Origin of the sequence: Bartonella sp. AC70YNML (assembly GCF_042196545.1) — a bacterium.
Classification (GTDB): Bacteria; Pseudomonadota; Alphaproteobacteria; order Rhizobiales; family Rhizobiaceae; genus Bartonella.
The window spans coordinates 398,346-413,453 of the sequence record NZ_JBHIQK010000001.1; the positions used below are offsets into that span (position 1 = coordinate 398,346).

The 15,108-nt window shown below is 35.0% G+C and carries 11 protein-coding genes; 7 read left to right on the forward strand and 4 right to left on the reverse strand.

Annotated elements, in window-relative coordinates:
* Positions 1–57: 57 nt before the first annotated feature.
* The 3 genes from ppdK to ACFIMU_RS01790 form a co-directional block, all read right to left on the reverse strand.
* On the reverse strand, positions 58–2,724 hold the full coding sequence (gene ppdK / locus ACFIMU_RS01780) for a pyruvate, phosphate dikinase (protein WP_375696769.1): 2,667 nt from the start codon (positions 2,722–2,724) through the stop codon (positions 58–60).
* Between the two features lie 166 nt (positions 2,725–2,890).
* Positions 2,891–3,547 (reverse strand): DsbA family protein, encoded by a 657-nt coding sequence (locus tag ACFIMU_RS01785; RefSeq protein ID WP_375695442.1) that lies wholly within the window; start codon positions 3,545–3,547, stop codon positions 2,891–2,893.
* Between the two features lie 84 nt (positions 3,548–3,631).
* Positions 3,632–4,132, reverse strand: coding sequence for a DUF721 domain-containing protein (locus ACFIMU_RS01790; protein WP_375696770.1), 501 nt, complete (start codon positions 4,130–4,132; stop codon positions 3,632–3,634).
* A gap of 200 nt (positions 4,133–4,332) precedes the next feature.
* On the opposite strand from ACFIMU_RS01790, the gene mutY reads away from it, so the two are divergent.
* Positions 4,333–5,391, forward strand: coding sequence for an A/G-specific adenine glycosylase (mutY, locus tag ACFIMU_RS01795; protein WP_375696771.1), 1,059 nt, complete (start codon positions 4,333–4,335; stop codon positions 5,389–5,391).
* A gap of 745 nt (positions 5,392–6,136) precedes the next feature.
* On the opposite strand, the gene ACFIMU_RS01800 is transcribed toward mutY, so the two are convergent.
* The gene (locus ACFIMU_RS01800) at positions 6,137–7,273 is read right to left on the reverse strand and encodes a site-specific DNA-methyltransferase (RefSeq protein ID WP_375606393.1); all 1,137 of its coding nucleotides are present in this window, start codon (positions 7,271–7,273) and stop codon (positions 6,137–6,139) included.
* Between the two features lie 317 nt (positions 7,274–7,590).
* Between ACFIMU_RS01800 and ACFIMU_RS01805 the strand changes: the two genes are divergently transcribed.
* The 6 genes from ACFIMU_RS01805 (at position 7,591) to ACFIMU_RS01830 (ending at position 14,761) form a co-directional block, all read left to right on the forward strand.
* Positions 7,591–8,286, forward strand: a complete 696-nt coding sequence (locus ACFIMU_RS01805; RefSeq protein WP_375606394.1) for an HAD family hydrolase — start codon at positions 7,591–7,593, stop codon at positions 8,284–8,286.
* 1,597 nt (positions 8,287–9,883) lie between these two features.
* Complete coding sequence (locus tag ACFIMU_RS01810; RefSeq protein ID WP_375606396.1) at positions 9,884–10,240, forward strand: hypothetical protein; 357 nt, start codon at positions 9,884–9,886, stop codon at positions 10,238–10,240.
* Between the two features lie 233 nt (positions 10,241–10,473).
* Positions 10,474–10,797, forward strand: a complete 324-nt coding sequence (locus tag ACFIMU_RS01815; RefSeq protein WP_375606397.1) for a hypothetical protein — start codon at positions 10,474–10,476, stop codon at positions 10,795–10,797.
* Between the two features lie 209 nt (positions 10,798–11,006).
* Positions 11,007–11,369, forward strand: coding sequence for a hypothetical protein (locus ACFIMU_RS01820; protein WP_375606398.1), 363 nt, complete (start codon positions 11,007–11,009; stop codon positions 11,367–11,369).
* A 636-nt stretch (positions 11,370–12,005) separates the two neighbouring features.
* Complete coding sequence (gene thrC, locus ACFIMU_RS01825; RefSeq protein ID WP_375606399.1) at positions 12,006–13,403, forward strand: threonine synthase; 1,398 nt, start codon at positions 12,006–12,008, stop codon at positions 13,401–13,403.
* 83 nt (positions 13,404–13,486) lie between these two features.
* The gene (locus ACFIMU_RS01830) at positions 13,487–14,761 is read left to right on the forward strand and encodes a M16 family metallopeptidase (protein ID WP_375606400.1); all 1,275 of its coding nucleotides are present in this window, start codon (positions 13,487–13,489) and stop codon (positions 14,759–14,761) included.
* Positions 14,762–15,108: the final 347 nt, after the last annotated feature.

The following is a 15,108-nucleotide window of genomic DNA, read 5'->3' on the forward strand; positions in this document are numbered from 1 at the left end:
AAAAAATATATAAAAATTTATTTCTGTAATAACTATACAACAAAAAATATTAACCCATTACATCCTTTTTGCTATTGCGGCCTGAGCTGCTGCTAAACGAGCAATTGGTACTCGAAAAGGAGAACACGAAACATAATCTAGGTTATTTTCTTCACATAAAGCAATAGAGGCAGGATCGCCTCCATGTTCACCGCAAATTCCCAATTTTATTTTTGCACGCTTTGAGCGTCCACGCTGTGCAGCAATGGTAATAAGTTCCCCTACTCCATCACGGTCAATAGATACGAAAGGATCTTGCTCTAAAAGACCTTTTTGAAAATAGGTTGCCAAAAAAGGAGCAGCATCATCACGGGAAATCCCAAAAGTAGTTTGTGTCAAATCGTTTGTTCCAAATGAAAAAAATTCAGCAGTTTCAGCAATTTCATCTGCTCGAAGCGCTGCCCTTGGAAGTTCAATCATCGTCCCAACTATATATTGAATAGTACCTCCCTTTTCTTTCATCACTTCCTCAGCAACCTGATCAATACGCGCTTTTACAAAATCGAGTTCAGATTTAAGAGCAACCAATGGCACCATAATTTCAAGCATAACAGGAGATCCAGATTTTTGGGCAGATTCTGCTGCTGCTTCAAAAATCGCCCGCGCTTGCATTTCTGCAATTTCAGGATAAGTAATAGCTAAACGGCATCCTCGTAATCCAAGCATAGGATTAAATTCGTGTAACTGCTGAGCACGTTCAGCAAGTACTTCAGCAGAAACCCCCATAGCTGTTGCAACATCAAGAATTTCTGCTTTCGTTTTAGGCAAAAATTCATGGAGTGGCGGATCTAACAAACGAATGGTAACAGGTAAACCACACATAATTTCAAATAATTCACTAAAATCTGAACGCTGCATTGGCAAAAGCTTATCTAGTGCTTTACGACGACCACGTTCATCATGACTTAAAATCATTTCACGCATGGCAACAATACGTTCTCCAGAAAAAAACATATGCTCCGTACGGCAAAGACCAATACCTTCAGCCCCAAAAGAACGCCCCATACGGGCATCAGATGGTGTCTCAGCATTGGCGCGAACTCTTATACGTCGCATCCCATCAGCCCATTCCATTAATTTTGCAAAGTCTCCGCAAAGCTTAGGCTGCAACATTGCAACTTTTCCTTTGAAAATTTCCCCACTTCCACCATCAATCGTGATAACATCGCCTTTTTTAAAGCTTTCTCCTGAAGCAAATAGCGTATTTGTATTATAATCAATCCGCACACTACCAGCACCAGAAATACATGGTTTTCCCATTCCCCGCGCAACAACAGCAGCGTGACTTGTCATGCCGCCACGCGTTGTTAAAATTCCTTCTGCAGCATGCATACCATGAATATCTTCTGGGCTTGTTTCCACACGGACCAAAATAACTTTTCGCCCTTCTGCTGACACAATTTCTGCCTCTTCCGAAGTAAAAACAATTTCACCCGTTGCAGCTCCAGGAGAAGCAGGTAAACCACGCCCTATAACAAAACGCTCTGCTTTGGGATCAAGTGTTGGATGTAAAAGTTGGTCAAGTGACTTTGCATCAATACGCATTACCGCTTCTTCACGGCTTATTAACCCCTCCTCAACCATTTCAATTGCCATCTTGAGAGCTGCACGAGCCGTACGTTTTCCCGAACGAGTCTGCAGCATCCATAATTTACCTTTTTCAATGGTAAATTCGAGATCTTGCATATCCCGATAATGCTGCTCAAGCTTCTGCGCGATCTGACATAACTTCAAAAAAGCCTCAGGCATAATTTTTTCTAAAGACGGCTTATTTGAACCAGCAACAATACGCGCATTTTCTGTAATATTTTGAGGCGTTCGAATACCCGCCACAACATCCTCTCCTTGCGCATTAACTAAAAATTCACCGTAAAGTTCTTTTTTTCCTGTCGATGGATTGCGTGTAAAAGCAACACCTGTTGCCGAATCTTCACCCATGTTGCCGAAAACCATAGCTTGCACATTAACTGCCGTTCCCCAACTTTCAGGAATGCTATGTAAACGACGATAAGTGACTGCGCGTGCTGTCATCCAACTTGAAAAAACGGCTCCAATTGCCCCCCATAATTGCTGTTCAGGATCTTGTGGAAAAGGAATTCCTAATTTTTCTTCAATATATGCTTTATAAGAAGCAATAACATGTTTCCAATCATCTGCTGTCATTTCTGTATCAATAGTGTAACCATTGCGTTCTTTTACCTCATCAAGAATCTCTTCAAAATAAGAATGGTCTACCCCCAAAACAACGTTAGAATACATTTGGATAAAACGCCGATAACTATCATAAGCAAACCGTTCATTATTAGCTTGTAAAGCAATAGCTTTTACAGTCTTATCATTCATGCCAAGGTTAAGCACTGTATCCATCATTCCTGGCATAGAAGCCCTAGCCCCTGAACGAACAGAAAGCAAAAGTGGTCTTTGCTCATTACCAAATTCACGTCCTGTTTGTTCACCAACGCGTCTTAATGCTTGCTTAACAGATTCCTGTAGCTCTTCTGGGTATGATTTGTCATGTGCGTAATAAAAATTACAAACTTCTGTTGTCAGAGTAAATCCTGGCGGTACGGGCAAACCAAGACTACTCATTTCTGCTAAATTAGCCCCTTTACCTCCGAGAAGATTACGCTCGCTTGCACTTCCTTCTGCGTTTCCATCTCCAAAACTATAAACCCATTTTTTCATTGTACAAATCCTCCCATATCAGCATCAAAACACCATTCAACCTAGGCTTAACTTAAATGATTCAAAATCGGCGAAATAAAAAAGATCGCTTCATAAATGCATAATACCTAACCTTCTTAAAAGAGATAATGACCACATCACCATCTATCTTCTAGAAGATTAAGATTCAGTTTTTAAGAAAACTATCAATCACCGAAAAAAAGTCTTCTACTTTCATAGCACCTTCATATTTATTACCATTGATAAAGAAAGTAGGCGTTGCTGTCACACCAAGTTCTTTACCACGCTCAAAAGATGCATTCACTTCATCTAAAATGGTCTGATTTTTCAAACACGCAGTAAAACTTTCATCTGAAAAACCCGCCATTAAGCTAATTTTTTTCAATGGTGTCAGAGCATCTTTTCCCCAAACCCACTCATTTTGTTTTTGAAATAAAACTTCTATAAAAGGGAAATAGCGATCTTCTGGTGCACACCGTGCTAACATAAAACCTGCTGTTGCCCGAGGATCAAAAGCATATTCTCGGAAAATCAGTTTCACTTTTCCTGTTTTGATATATTTTTTACGAATTTGAGGAAGTATATCGTTGTAAAAATGTGCACAATGAACACATGTTAACGAAGCATACTCAACAATGATGACTGGTGCATCCGCCTCTCCCTCAAAGCGATCCTTTACTTTACTTGATTGGAGAAGCTCAGCCATATCAACTGTTGCCACTGGTTTGAGATCACGCGCTAAAGCAACTGTTACACTATTTTGTACAATCGTTATGAAGAGAAAAATTATCCCGAAAGATAAAAAAGAACGAAATTTTACCATAAATAATACTTTTCTGTTGGTATTAAACGAATAGGAATCCAATGCTTTCTCATATATTAAAGAAAATATATATAAAATATCTTGCTATTTATTATTTTTTTCCGAGAAAATGCAACAGCCAAGTTTATAAAGTGATTGGCGTAAACTTTTATCTTCAATTCCTTCAAGCATTTTCTCCACGCATTTTTTGTCTTGTTCACTCAAAGTCGACTTTAGAGGCAAATGATTCATAAAAACCGACAGACTCCTTTGCTCAATCTTGATGCGATCAATAGCAATATAGCCAAAAAATCCATTAATTTTATGAAGAAATTCCTCTGTTTCATGCATTAATTTCAACGCCGCAAATCCTTCACATGCGACAACAAGTGTTGCTGGCTGAAAAACTTCATCTTGATCTGCACGACGTTTCCAAATAATTTTAAGCGGCATTGTATGTTCACTGATATCATGGCCCACAATTTGTGGCCAATGCTCTATAAGCTCTACATTTAGCCCTGTCCGTTTGCGCAAAACGGGATCAAGTATTTTGAATACCGTCTCAGAAAGAGAATAAAAGATACGTTTTTTTAGTTGTTTTCTCATTTTTAGATCATTGTTCAACCGTTTACTCAATTACAATAATTTGTTTTATCTAAAAATAATTGCCTCCCTAATTTATAAAATATCAACAAAATAAAAATCCACTCCTCACCAGGGTCTCGACAATAAAAGAGCAAAAAAAGAATTACAAAATAAATATTTTTTCTTTTGCATTTTACATCTCTCTATGCTTGAAAACAATCATGTATGAAATTTCTTCGCACCTCCTTTCTTGGTACGATCAAAATCATAGAAACCTCCCATGGCGGATTACCCCCGAAGAGCAAAGACAAGGTATCCGTCCTGATCCTTATCAGGTTTGGCTTTCTGAAATCATGCTGCAACAAACAACCGTTGAAACGGTTAAGCCCTATTTTAAAAAATTTCTGAAATTTTGGCCTGATCTTCCTTCTTTAGCAATAGCCTCACAAGATGATATTATGAAAGCATGGGCTGGACTTGGTTACTATTCACGCGCACGTAATCTTAAAAAATGTGCGAGACAGCTTGTTGAAAACTACGCAGGACAATTTCCACAATCTGTAAAAGAATTGCGAACTCTAGCCGGTATTGGAGAGTATACTGCCGCAGCCATTGCCGCAATTGCTTTTAACCATCCTGTGGCAGTGGTTGATGGTAATGTCGAACGTGTAATAGCGCGCCTTTTTGCTATCGCTTCAATATTACCAAAAGCAAAAGCTGAAATTAAAGAAAAAACACAAAAAATTACTGCTTTAAATCGTCCTGGCGACTTTGCTCAAGCAATGATGGATTTGGGAGCAACCATTTGTACTCCACGCAAACCATCTTGTTATATCTGCCCTCTTCAAAGTTTATGCAAAGCGGCAAAGATGAAACAACCGGAGTCTTTTCCAGTTAAAGCCCCTAAAAAAGAACGCCCTTCAAAAACAGGTAGTGCCTTTGTGGTTCTTAATAAAAATAAACAAATTTATTTGGAAAAACGACAGACGCAAAAACTCCTTGGTGGAATGACCCAAATTCCTAACAATATTGATATAAACAACAAAAATGGGCTCCAAAACGCCCCCTTTCCTGCCAATTGGCAATTCAAAGGGCAAATTACGCATGTTTTTACTCATTTTTCTCTAAAACTCGATGTCTACTATACTGAAGATATTCATGAAATGAATTGTGAAAATGGTTGGTGGTGCAACATTCAACATCTTGCCAAAGAAGCGCTCCCTACTGTTATGAAAAAAGCCATTTCCGTAGCACTTCCCAATTCTTTCAGATTTAAATAACCTTGTTTATTCGTAAACATGTTTGCTAATGGAGACTTTTGTATCCCTAATGACCATTTCTTAATCTTTACAAAGAAAAATTTAAACACGTAGAATGTCTCATTTTTTCTATCAATGAGAATTAAGAAGGAATAGAAATCTTAGATTTAAATTTCAGGATCTGTCCTTTGTTCGCTTATGAAGAAGCAAATCGGCACCATCGTTATATTTACCCACCCCCTACGACACCCTTGGCACTTGAAACGGTTCATAAGAGGTACTTTTAGTTCTTTCTTTAACAATTTTTATTCACACGCCAACCCCGCTTATGACATGCAAGTAAGTAATTTTTATTGATTCAATATGAAACAGGTTTGAAATAAAAGAGTTTGACGATATTCCGAGGGCAATTCAATATGAGTTGCGCTAAATTATCTTGATAAATCAATATATTTTACGCACTTTATAGATGCACGTACAAAAAAGCACTTAATTTTGAACTTCTGAATGAACCTTTTAATTCTGATATTTCATTTTTATAAGATTATATTGAAATTTTACTATTTTGGAACTAAAATCAGAACATAGAGTAGAAATTTCTCGTTTTAATTTTTTCTACAAGAAGCGAAAAATACTCGCTTGCCGCTTACAAGCGAGGTGAGTATTTCAATATAAAATATCTAAGAAAAGCATAAAACGCGCTTGCATCCATCCCAATCGAGATCAGGTACATTGGTGATTAATAGAATGAAGCGATCAGCTTAGTTCATAAAACACCCGTTTTTAACATTTGTGAACGTATGATCATTCTTAAATGATCTATGGACTTTAACCGTCCATTTTCCTCATAATACCAAAATGTCCAACCATTACAACTCTGCGAATCTTGAGCCTTTCTTCCCATTGCGTGAATTGAACCCGCTTCACCACCATGCATAATCGTACCATCAGCTCTTACAATAGCAGATACTTGCTTTTTTCGATCATAAAGAACTTCTCCAGGATAAAGTAAACCTGCTTCAAGCAAACTGTTGAATGCTATGCGCGGTTCTGCTTTTTTTCTATCTAAAATCGCCAGCTCTGGTTGTCCTAAAGGTTTAACCGCCGCAATCCTTTCACATGCCGCATCAATGTAATCTTGCTCGCGTTCAACCCCAACAAAATCACGCCCTAAAAGCTTGGCAACAGCACCTGTTGTTCCCGAACCAAAAAACGGATCAAGAATAACATCACCAGGTTTACTAGAAGCCATAATAATACGCGCTAATAACGCTTGCGGTTTTTGTGTTGGATGTAATTTACGCCCTGAATCATCCTTTAAACGTTCAGCTCCAGTGCAGAGAGGAAAAAGCCAATCTGAACGCATTTGTAGATCTTCGTTTGCCGCTTTTAAAGCATCATAATTAAATGTATACTTTTTATCTTTTTGATCTCGCACAGCCCAAATAAGTGTCTCATGAGCATTTTGAAAGCGTCGCCCTCGGAAATTAGGCATCGGGTTATTTTTGCGCCAAATAATATCATTGAGCATCCAAAAACCTAAATCTTGTAATGCCGTACCAACTCGAAAAATATTATGGTAAGATCCGATAACCCAAAGGGTTCCATTAGGTTTTAACACACGACGACAAGCAAGCAACCACGCACGGGTAAAAGCATCATAAGCAGCAAAACTCTCAAACTGGTCCCATGCATCATCAACCGCATCAACAAGCGAATGATCTGGACGATATAAAGCACCATCCAATTGCAAATTATAGGGTGGATCCGCAAAAATCATATCAACAGAATGTTTTGGAAGTTTTTCTAAAACGGAAACACAATCTCCTTTAAAAATTTTATTGCGCCATGGCGTCTGGGAGGGATTACGAACGAAATCTTTTTGAAGCTGAATAACTGTCATGAAAAACCCAACAAAATGAACTGAATTTGCCCTATAATCAACCAAAATAGTTTATAGGCCCGCTTTACCAATCCATATTTACAAAATAGAGTAAACGTATCGTTAAAGTTCCGAAAAATTGATTATTATTTTTTGTTTTTTAAAGTAAAAAAACTTCCATCTGAATGAATTTTTCTTTTTTCAATATACTGTTCCCCTATCTTTTATTTCGTAAAATGAATAAGAATCATTTTCAAAATATATTTTTATGAAATAAGATTCTCTCAATGTCGTTTTCATGAAAATTGTTCATCTCGTAACATGTAAAGGAATATTTTATGCCTCAAATAGATCTTATTATTTTTGATTGTGACGGAGTTCTCGTCGACTCTGAATATCTTGCAGCAAAAATTGGATCTCAATTGCTCAAACAAACAGGATATGAAATCTCACCTGAAGAATTGAGCGAACGTTTTGCAGGGCTTATCTTTCGCGATATTCTTAAACAAGTTGAACAGGAAACAGAAAAACCAATTTCTGCTCATCTCATAGATCAAATGACTGATATTTTTCGTACACAAATAAAAACTGAATTACGTGCTCTTGATGATGTAAGAGAAGCAGTAGAAATTATTCAAACACGCTATCCCTACTGTATCTGCTCTAATGCAAAGAGCATCGATATAAAAGAGATGCTCACCACTGTTGGTCTCTATGAACTTTTTGAAGGTAAAATATTTTCTGCACCTGAAGTTGGAACAAAAAAAACCAAACCTGCCCCTGATATTTTCCTTTTTGCCGCAAAACAATTACAAGTAGAGCCTCAAAACACTATCGTTATAGAAGATTCAATTCATGGTGTACATGCCGCCAAAGCAGCAGGCATGCGTGCCATCGGCTTTACGGGAGGATCACATAGCTATCTTGGCCACTCTAATGCACTTGCAGAAGCTGGTGCAGAAACAGTTATTGCAAAACATGCTCATTTAGGAGAAGTCTTAGAAGCAATGGCAGTATGGCGAGATCTATTATAAGAAATCTCTTGAATATATCAGTTTGTAAACTCTTGTAAGAAGCACTTTTATTCAAATGTCCTTCTCTTCTCGCTGCTCCTTTTATAATAACTTCAATAAATGCGTAATTCACGACATGGGTGAATTGCATCTCAATGTGAAAAAAATATTAAAATTCGCAGAACCTATGGAACACAAGAGTTTATTGAAAAAAACAAAAGTATTCTTGTTAAATTACACGGGCTTATATTTGCTCAATCCAAATCTCGCAAACTTGTTGAAGGCTTATTTACTTTGCTGCTTAAACAGTATTTTAACAGCATCAATCGGCACAACCTCCCTAAGATTACAAAAAACAAAAAGAATACATTCTTATAAAGATTTGCATTTTATAAAAAACATTTCATACCAAGTAATTTACAGACAACGTATTGATTTATAATCAATAATTAATCATTATTCAAATTAAGCAAAATGCAAAAATGTAGCAACATTAGGAGCGAGCAAATTGTATGGCGATGCCATCTTTCTTCTTTATAAACGCCAAAAACTCTGATGCCCTAAGAGTTTTATATTATGGGGCTTTATCATCATATCTATCATTGCACAATAGGCTTGAGTACCTTGAGAACGGTTTCTTTAAAAAAACACATAAATATGAAACATATAATCATGTTAAACAACCTACAGAGATACTAATAGTTGCTTAAAATTTTCCGAAAGCACTTAATAGACTTTTTAAATAAGCAATGAAATCAGATCTTTTTAAAAGTAATCCAACTTTAAGAAAAACACCCTTTCTAAAAATATTAGAAAGGGTGTTTTTCTTAAAGCGGCTTTTCTGTTTGGAAAGAAGAAAGTGTTGAAAAATATTATCTAATACTGATCTTTCGGCACTCATAAATATGTCTAAATTAGATTCTTCTATACACTGCTTTGCATCATAGTAATATGCTGTTCACATTGGCGATAAAAAGATAATATCATTTATCTCTATCCAATTCGAGCTCTACTTTACACTATGAGAGAACTGTACATTTTTTAGTATCTATAACATAAATGTATATAATTAATAGTGAAGTATCATTATGCTATCACGATGCAATTAAATAACCATTGAATAATAACTTAAATAATATCTATATAACACAAATTCTACAATAATAACTACTATAAATAATAAAATTTTAGCGTGTCCATTCATATTTTAATTGTTAAGAATATTTATATAAACATATCATAATTTTCATGTTTTTTATTATACTATCGATAATAAATAATTTTTTATATATTTAATATGTAAAAATTTTGATCATTTTATTATCGATAAATGTATTTATAAAATAATATTAATCTCATTTTATAAAAATTATACGATAACAACGTGTTATTTTATATATAACACATAATAAAATATTTCATAAAGTTTTTTTAAAATATTTTTTGTAATTATTACTGTTACTTTTTTACAATAATGTTTATAAAAAATTATATCTATATTTTTATATGTGTTTTTATTATTGACTAAAAATACATATTGAACTATATATGTGTGATATAAATAAACATATATGTATATTTCTTACATATATAAGTTAAAAATATTTGAGGTAAAGTTATGGTAAAAGTATTTAAAAATTATATCTTAAGCATTTTTATAGCTAGCACTTTTTTTATTTCACAAACTGTAAATGTTAATGCAAACTATTTGAAAAATGATACTCCAAAAGAGGAATTTTCTGTTTTCCCAATGGAACAAGTAAAATATGCGAAATCCGATGTAGTTTCTACGACTGCTTTCTATGTTCCGTCTGTAAATTATCAAACAGAACATGGAACAATAGGTGAAGAAAAATTTGAAAAGGTCTTTGAGCCTATGACTGTAAGAGAGGGACTATTGTACGCTGGATATGCAATAAGTTTTATAGGATCGATAATAAATTGGATAAATGATATAGTATTGATGTTCAAGTAATTCAATATATTGTAGAAATATAGAATATATAGCTTCATTATTTTATTATTAATTATTATAAATTTATTACATAATGAAGCTTCTATTTCTCTTATTATAACTATAAATTATGTAAATTACATCCAAAAATCCAAATTATAAATTTATATACACACATATATATATTGAATACTATAAAGTATTTGAGGTAAATGATGATTAAATTTTTTAACAATCATATGTTAATTATTTCTATGATATCTGTTTTTTACATTTCACAGACTGTAAGTGTACATGCCAACTACTTGCAAAACAATATTCATCGTGAGAATAGTTTTATTTCTTTAACAGAACAGAACAGAAAGGATGCAATCAGTACGGTTTTTCTCTATACACAAAATCTAAATCGTGGTATGAAAAATGAAATTACCATCGAAGGAAAATTTGAAAAAGTCGTTGAACCTCTTACACTCGGGACTTTTGGTATTGGGATGGCTCTTGGTTATGTATCAAGTACGGTAGGTATGTTTTTAGGATGGATAATCAGCAAAATAATATCCTATTTTAAATCTCGTTAAAATTGAAATTTCATCAGATTAAGACCTTCTCATATGAAATATAAACTATTAACACATTCTGTGTTTATCCATTGTTGATGATAAAAACTAATGAATTATCACAATAAGAGTGAAAAAAGCTTTAAATGCTTCTGTTTCTCTCAATGTGCACTAATTCTGCCGATGCATCTATTCAATTCAGATTAAAATAAAAGTATTGGTGGTAAACTATGATTAAAGTATTGAAAACTTACGTATTAAATATTTTTATAGCAGTTGCTTTTTTGCTTTCACAAGTTATAAATGTTCATGCCAATCATTTGAAAAATGATACTCAATGGGAAACTGTCTCTCTAATAGAACAAGGAAAGAAAAAAACTATCGATATAGCTGCTCTTTATGTCCCAAGTTTCACTCATAGAGCAAAAAGTGAATCTGCCTTTGAAGGAAAATTTGAGAAAGTGTTTGAACCAATTACGCTAGGAGTTTTTTCTACAGTAGGAGCTTTGGGTTTTGGATTCTTAACTGGATCTGTTATGGCCATATTTAGCGGGATAATCGGATGGGCAATAGGAAAAATTAAAGGCAAATAATTCAAAGATACTTAGTTATTTTTTTCTATTTAAAATGAAAACACTTTACAGCCTGCTTCCCATCATTTAGCAGGCTGTTGTATGTTTTCTATGGATAAACTTTAGGTTACCATACTGTATAGCACAAATATAATATCTATTATTATACAAAGTGATAAGTTAAGCTAAAAAAGATTATTCAAAGTATGATTTGTGCACGAAATGCCATAAAATTACCTTATAAATCTTCCAATGTGAATTCTGAGATGTATCATTTTAACATTCAGTTCAGCAGATTTAATTGTTACAAAGTATTAAGAGCATAAAATAACTATAAATGATTGAGTTTTATACAAAAGTTCTTCAGTAAATGCCATTCTATCTATTTAATTGTATTATTTAAGAAGGTGCACAAGTGAAGATACGTTGTAAAATTTAAGTGAATGAATAATAGAGAGAAAATTTTCGACTGTAAAAGATTTTCTGTGAACATTTGGCGTTTATATCTCAAAAATAAAAATGCTTAAGGCTATTTCCTTTCATTATTGAGTTAAAAAGAAGAAAAGAAGCTCTATCCATTTAATAATTTAAATATTATGAAAAACGTGAAATAAATAACTTCACCAATTTGCCAGAAATAAAAAAAGGATAAGACTTATGGAATATATCAGCACGAGAGGTGAAGCTCCTGCTTTAAGCTTTACGGAAACAATCATGACAGGGTTGGCAAGTGATGGGGGACTTTATTTGCCAGATAAATTTCCTCAGCTATCATTTGATGCGTTACGAGCACTTCGTGGTCAGTCCTATACAACAATTGCTAAAACTATCCTGTGGCCCTTTGTGAATAACGAAATCGAATATACAGCTTTTGAAAATATGATCGCTGAATCTTATGCAACCTTTCACCATCCAGCAATCTGTCCGTTACGACAAACTGGAGCAGATGAATTTATCCTTGAACTCTTTCATGGTCCTACTTTAGCTTTTAAAGATGTCGCAATGCAGTTTCTTTCTCGACTGATGGATTATGTTTTGACTGAAAAAAATAGATGTGCAACGATTATTGCTGCAACATCAGGTGATACAGGAGGAGCTGCGATACAAGCTTTTGCTGGAAAAGAGCACTCAGATATTTTTATTTTATTTCCTAAAGGACGTGTATCACCTGTTCAACAACGGCAAATGACAACCAATCAATGTTCCAATGTTCATGCCATTGCCATTGAAGGAAATTTTGATGATTGCCAAGCTCTTGTCAAAGCAATGTTTAATGATCATAATTTTCGTAAAAAAACAGCGCTTTCAGGTGTTAATTCTATAAATTGGGCGCGTATCATGGCGCAAATTGTTTACTATTTTTCATCAGCTCTTTCCTTAGGAGCACCTGATAGAGCTGTTTCATTTACTGTTCCTACTGGAAATTTTGGTGATATTTTTGCAGGTTATGTCGCAGCCCGTATGGGATTACCCATTGCTCAACTGGTCATCGCAACGAATGATAACGACATCCTTGTACGTACATTGACCAGTGGTACTTACGAAACAAAACCAATAGTCCATACAACATCACCTTCTATGGATATTCAGGTCTCTTCTAATTTTGAACGTTTGCTCTTTGAAAGTGGCAATCGTGATCCAATGTGGATTCGCAATGCAATGGAAAACTTGAAAAAAACGGGTCTCTTTACTCTTGATGAAAAGCAACTCAAAAATATTCGTTCCCTATTTTCCGCTGGGAAAAGCAACATGGCTGCAACAGCTCAAAAAATTGATAGTGTCTATAAGGAAAGTGGCTATCTTGTTGATCCACATACAGCGGTCGCTCTTCAAGTAGCGCGTGAAAACAAAAAACCGCATATTCCAATGATCGTTCTTGCCACGGCTCATCCAGCTAAATTTCCTGATACTATTAAAAGCGCTTGTGGCCTTCATGCTCCATGGCCATCTCATCTCAATGATGTAATGAAACACGAAGAACATTTTATAAATCTTGCTAATGATGAAAAAATAGTAAAAGATTATATTTCTTTAAAATCGCGTGCATCTTATTAAAGTTAGCTGCATTAATTTAAATCAAGAAGATTCTGATACCCTTACAATGAGGTATTTAGCTTATTTAATGGAGTTGTAAATACATGGATGTAGATATCTGTCGCCTAAATAATGGTTTGACTATCGCCACACATACAATGCAACAAATTGATAGTGTTGCCCTCGGAATATGGGTTAAAGTGGGCTCACGCAATGAAACCTCCACACAGCATGGTATTGCTCATCTTCTTGAGCATATGGCTTTTAAAGGAACCGAAAACCGTACTGCTTTTCAAATTGCAACCGATATTGAAGATGTTGGCGGTGAAATCAATGCTACAACCAGTATTGAAACAACAGCTTACTTTGCACGTGTACTTAAAAGCGATATCCCACTTGCTATAGACATTTTAGCCGATATTTTAATGCATTCAAAATTTGACGACAATGAACTAGAACGAGAAAAACAAGTAATCTTTCAGGAAATTGGTGCTGCCCATGACACTCCTGATGATATTGTTTTTGATCACTTTACAGAAACAGCCTTTCGTCATCAATCCCTTGGACGCTCTATTTTAGGAACAGCTAAAACTATTCAATCATTTACATCTACTGATCTCCATGATTTCATCAATAAACAATATAGTGCAGATCGTATGATTGTCGTTGCTGCAGGAGCTGTAAAGCACGAAAGTTTCTTGCGAGAAGTTGAAAGTCGTCTTGGTACTTTTCGCTCCCATTCAACCGCACCTCTTACTAATCTTGCAAATTATGTCGGTGGCGACTTTCGTGAATATCGCGATTTAATGGATACACAAGTTGTTCTAGGGTTTGAAGGGCGTGCTTATCACGCGCGTGATTTTTATGCGGCTCAAATTCTTTCAATCATTCTTGGTGGTGGTATGTCTTCACGTCTTTTTCAAGAGGTAAGAGAGAAACGTGGATTATGCTATTCTATTTATGCTTTTCATTGGGGATTTTCAGATACTGGGCTTTTTGGTGTTCACGCAGCTACCGGACAAGAAGGGCTCAAAGAACTTATTCCTGTGATTCTTGATGAACTTTCCAAGGTCAGCAAAAATATTCACGCCAACGAACTGCAACGAGCACAAACGCAATATCGTGCAAATCTGACAATGTCACAGGAAAATCCCTCTAGTCAAGCACATCTCATTGCTCGCCAAATACTCCTTTATGGTCGACCAATTCCAATATCGGAAACAATTGAACGCCTCAATCTCATCACTCCTAAAAGATTAACTGATTTAGCACATCGTCTTTTTACAAACTCCACTCCAACACTAACTGCTGTCGGACCTGTAGGCCCCCTCATAAATTTTGATGATTTAACGTCAACTCTTTCATACAAGCTAAAGTAAAAACTTCTTTTCAAAGCAGCATCACAATAACATCACATATTTTATCATAAAATTTACCACAAAAGCTCTCCTCATTAAATAAGTTTTGGAAATATTGGGCAAAGAGGTGTACAAAACTACCCAATTCATACTTCATGTGATAAAGATTCTAATCAGTAAAGATATATCCGTGAAATATGGAAATTCATGGTTTAACTTTGCCCTTTTAAAATATAAAACTTCATTCGCTTCAGGTTCCATTGAAGCAGATGGGTATGTGGTCTATTTGTATATAAAATCACATAACTTAAGAAAAAGTGATAACAATTTATTATGTAAATAAATTATAAAAGGTGGACGTTTTTTCT

What these genes read in the sequence shown, in the direction of transcription:
- ACFIMU_RS01830 (WP_375606400.1), top strand. Translation starts at nt 13,487, where the DNA reads ATGGATGTAGATATCTGTCGCCTAAATAATGGTTTGACTATCGCCACA.
- ACFIMU_RS01805 (WP_375606394.1), top strand. Translation starts at nt 7,591, where the DNA reads ATGCCTCAAATAGATCTTATTATTTTTGATTGTGACGGAGTTCTCGTC.
- ACFIMU_RS01785 (WP_375695442.1), bottom strand. Translation starts at nt 3,547, where the DNA reads ATGGTAAAATTTCGTTCTTTTTTATCTTTCGGGATAATTTTTCTCTTC.
- thrC (WP_375606399.1), top strand. Translation starts at nt 12,006, where the DNA reads ATGGAATATATCAGCACGAGAGGTGAAGCTCCTGCTTTAAGCTTTACG.
- ppdK (WP_375696769.1), bottom strand. Translation starts at nt 2,724, where the DNA reads ATGAAAAAATGGGTTTATAGTTTTGGAGATGGAAACGCAGAAGGAAGT.
- ACFIMU_RS01800 (WP_375606393.1), bottom strand. Translation starts at nt 7,273, where the DNA reads ATGACAGTTATTCAGCTTCAAAAAGATTTCGTTCGTAATCCCTCCCAG.
- ACFIMU_RS01810 (WP_375606396.1), top strand. Translation starts at nt 9,884, where the DNA reads ATGGTAAAAGTATTTAAAAATTATATCTTAAGCATTTTTATAGCTAGC.
- ACFIMU_RS01790 (WP_375696770.1), bottom strand. Translation starts at nt 4,132, where the DNA reads ATGAGAAAACAACTAAAAAAACGTATCTTTTATTCTCTTTCTGAGACG.
- ACFIMU_RS01815 (WP_375606397.1), top strand. Translation starts at nt 10,474, where the DNA reads ATGATATCTGTTTTTTACATTTCACAGACTGTAAGTGTACATGCCAAC.
- mutY (WP_375696771.1), top strand. Translation starts at nt 4,333, where the DNA reads ATGTATGAAATTTCTTCGCACCTCCTTTCTTGGTACGATCAAAATCAT.
- ACFIMU_RS01820 (WP_375606398.1), top strand. Translation starts at nt 11,007, where the DNA reads ATGATTAAAGTATTGAAAACTTACGTATTAAATATTTTTATAGCAGTT.